We start from the raw sequence: 3344 nt of genomic DNA, 5'->3' as shown, positions 1-3344 counted from the left end.
AAAACAGCATCATGTCACGGTATTTGAAGCGAGTAATTATCTGGGGGGGCACACGGACACACATTGTTTGGAGCTTGCCGGCAGATCATTTAATGTGGATACCGGTTTTATTGTTTTCAACGAACAGAACTATCCGAATTTTACCCGGTTATTAAGTGAATTAGGGGTCGAAAGCCAGCCGACAGAAATGAGTTTTAGTGTCAGTAATGTCCAATCTGGTCTGGAGTATAACGCTGGTGATCTGAATAAATTATTCTGTCAGCGACGTAATCTGTTGAATTTCCGCTTTTACCGAATGTTATGGGATTTGGTGCGGTTTTATCGTGAAGCACCACTGCTTTTGAACGAAGATGATGATGGTCTGACTCTGGGGCAGTATCTGGCTATCAACAACTACAGCGATATATTCATTAACGATCATCTCATTCCGATGGCATGTGCCTTATGGTCCGGCCCCAGTATGTCAGTGGTGGATTTTCCGGCGCAATATTTTATTCGTTTTATGCATAACCATCATATGTTGTCGTTAACCGACCGGCCTCAGTGGCGCGTTGTAACGGGTGGTTCCAAATCCTATGTTGATGCGCTGGTAAAGCAGAGCAATGCTGAATTTATAACTGGCACGCCAATTCATCGTATCGAGCGTAATTTGCATGGTGTGACATTGACTGTAGATGGTGAAAAACGTCATTTTGATAAAGTGATCATCGCCGCTCATGCCGACCAGGCATTACGTATACTGGATCAACCCAGTGAGACCGAAGTGGCTGTTCTGGGTGGCATAGGTTTTCAGGAAAACGAAATGCATTTGCATACCGATATCAGCCTGTTGCCCAAAAATTCCCAGGCATGGGCCAGCTGGAATGTGCGGGTAGGACCAGAGTTGCAGCAACAGTGTACGGTCAGTTATCACATGAATACCTTGCAGAGTCTGGTTGCACCGGCAGAGCTGATTGTCTCGTTAAATTCAGGGCATCTAATTAACCCGAAAAATGTATTGGTACATCGTCGTTATGCCCATCCAATATATAACCTGTCAACACTCAACGCCCAACGTCGCAGGCAGGAAATCGCTGACACGCAGCATACATTTTATTGCGGTGCCTATTGGGGATGGGGCTTTCATGAAGATGGTGTGAGCAGTGCGTTACGGGTTATTGATGCCCTTGAAGAATCTAAGCCGGGAGTGGCCAATGTTGCCTGATGGCATTTATCGTGGCTGGGTTAATCATCAACGCCATTTACCCAATAAACATGGTTTTCAATATCCACTAGCGATGTTGATGCTGGACTTGGATGAATTGCAGACACACTTCAAACGCTCACGCTTCTGGTCACTGGAACGTTTCAATCTGATTAGTTTTTATCGTAATGACTACCTGCAATCCGAACAGACCGATTTAAAGCAGGCAGTGTTCGATTTGATCTATGAACGTAGCGGCGAGAATTTCGCTGGAAGTGTGAAGATACTTACTCACCCTCGCTATCTGGGGTTTATCTTTAATCCAGTGACCTTTTATTTCTGTTTTGATCAGCAACAGCTCCAATTTATTGTTGCGGAAATTAATAATACGCCGTGGAACGAACGTCATGCCTACGTATTAAAAGTCGATCAACAGCAGAGTCAGCCATGGCGGTTTGATTTTGATAAGCAATTCCATATTTCACCGTTTATGCCGATGGATATTCAATATCACTGGCGATTTAAGCTGGATAAGGGTGCCATTAATATCAATATGGTGTTACTGCGTGAAGGCGAGCGTCAGTTTGATGCAACCTTACAGGCTGATTTTCAGCCAATGACCGCCAGAAGCATGCGCTGGTTACCGATTCGTTATCCGATGCAGACACTCAGGGTCGTATTGAGAATCTACTGGCAGGCATTGCGGTTATGGGGAAAACATACGCCTACTTTCAGTCATCCTGATCAGCAAGCTGAGACTGTGACTCAACCTGTTATCCATCATGGAGATGATAAATGAGTAAAACGGCCATCATTGAAACGCAAAATAGCAAGATTAGCCGTCTGTCGAAACTCTATGAAAAAGGGGTTATTCGTCAGCTCAGCCGGATCCAGAAAGGCTGCATCCACCTTCATACTGCGGGGGAAGTCTATGAGCTGGGTGAGCCTCAAGCGGACTTGTCTGTATGTCTGACTGTCTATGACCGACGTTTTTTTGAGTCCATAGTGCAAGGTGGTAGCGTCGGAGCAGCAGAGTCCTATATGCAGGGTGACTGGCAGTGTAGTGATTTAACGGCTCTGGTGCGGATTCTGGTGCGTAACCAGTCGTTGACTGATGAACTCGAACAGGGCTTTGCCAGAATTACCGGTGCGTTATTAAAAGGCTTTCACTGGCTAAACCGTAACAGCCGGCGTGGCAGTCGCAAGAATATTGCTGCACATTATGATCTGGGGAATGATTTATTTGAATTGTTTCTGGATAAAGACTGGATGATGTATTCCTCCGCGCTTTATTACACCGGCAACGAATCATTGGAAACCGCACAACAGCAAAAGCTGGCGAGATTGTGTGACAAGCTGGATTTGCAAGCCACAGATCATTTATTGGAAATTGGCACGGGCTGGGGTGGTTGTGCGGTATTTGCTGCACAGCATTATGGCTGCAGAGTCACCACGACGACGATATCCAGACAGCAATATGACTATGCTGTTCAACGCGTTGAAAAAGCCGGATTAACCGATCGAATAACGGTTTTGCTTGAGGATTATCGTGATCTGCAAGGTCAGTTCGATAAGCTTATTTCCATTGAAATGGTCGAAGCGGTTGGGCATCACTATATTGATGATTATTTTCAGCGCTGTGCTGCTTTATTAACGACGGATGGCCTGGCGATTATCCAGGCTATTACGCTGGAAGATCATCGCTATGCACAGGCCGTAAAATCAGTGGATTTTATCAAGCGCTACATTTTCCCCGGCAGTTTTATCCCCAGTGTCACAGTGCTGAGTAATTCGGCTGCCAAAGCCAAACTCAAACTTACCAGTCTGGAAGATATCGGTCCCAGTTATGCTATTACTCTTGCAGCCTGGCGTGAACGTTTTAATGGCGCTTTGGATAAGGTAAGGGCCATGGGGTATCCCGAATCGTTTATTCGCATGTGGGAATTTTATCTGTGTTACTGCGAAGGCGGTTTTGCTGAACGCAGTATCAGTGATGTGCATTTGTTATTCAGCAAAGCTGACAATCGTCGAGCCCAGTGGTGTCCAGCGTATGCCTGAACGACTGACTATCATCAACTTTTTACTGTTTCAAATCGGTTGGTTCGCCTGTGTATTAAGTGGTGCAGCCGGTTTGAATTCGCCGGCGCTATTATTTACTGCA

General features: G+C 45.7%; 3 protein-coding genes. All 3 read left to right on the top strand.

All coding sequences use genetic code 11. The features are described from left to right. The coding region (locus B3O33_RS07625; protein WP_292363329.1) for an NAD(P)/FAD-dependent oxidoreductase at positions 1–1204 on the top strand (1204 nt) is incomplete at its 5' end. After that, positions 1194–1982 carry a DUF1365 domain-containing protein gene (locus B3O33_RS07620; RefSeq protein WP_292360079.1) on the top strand — a complete coding sequence of 263 codons (789 nt, stop codon included), beginning with the start codon at positions 1194–1196 and terminating at the stop codon, positions 1980–1982. The genes B3O33_RS07625 and B3O33_RS07620, both read left to right, overlap by 11 nt. Continuing rightward, positions 1979–3241 (top strand): SAM-dependent methyltransferase, encoded by a 1263-nt coding sequence (locus tag B3O33_RS07615; RefSeq protein ID WP_292360077.1) that lies wholly within the window; start codon positions 1979–1981, stop codon positions 3239–3241. The genes B3O33_RS07620 and B3O33_RS07615 overlap by 4 nt, the downstream gene beginning before the upstream one ends. The last annotated feature ends 103 nt before the right edge of the window (positions 3242–3344 follow it).

Origin of the sequence: Methylophaga sp. UBA1464 (assembly GCF_002325665.1) — a bacterium.
GTDB lineage: Bacteria > Pseudomonadota > Gammaproteobacteria > Nitrosococcales > Methylophagaceae > Methylophaga.
Note: the sequence above shows the minus strand (reverse complement) of the source record. Positions and strands in the feature narration are given on the sequence as shown.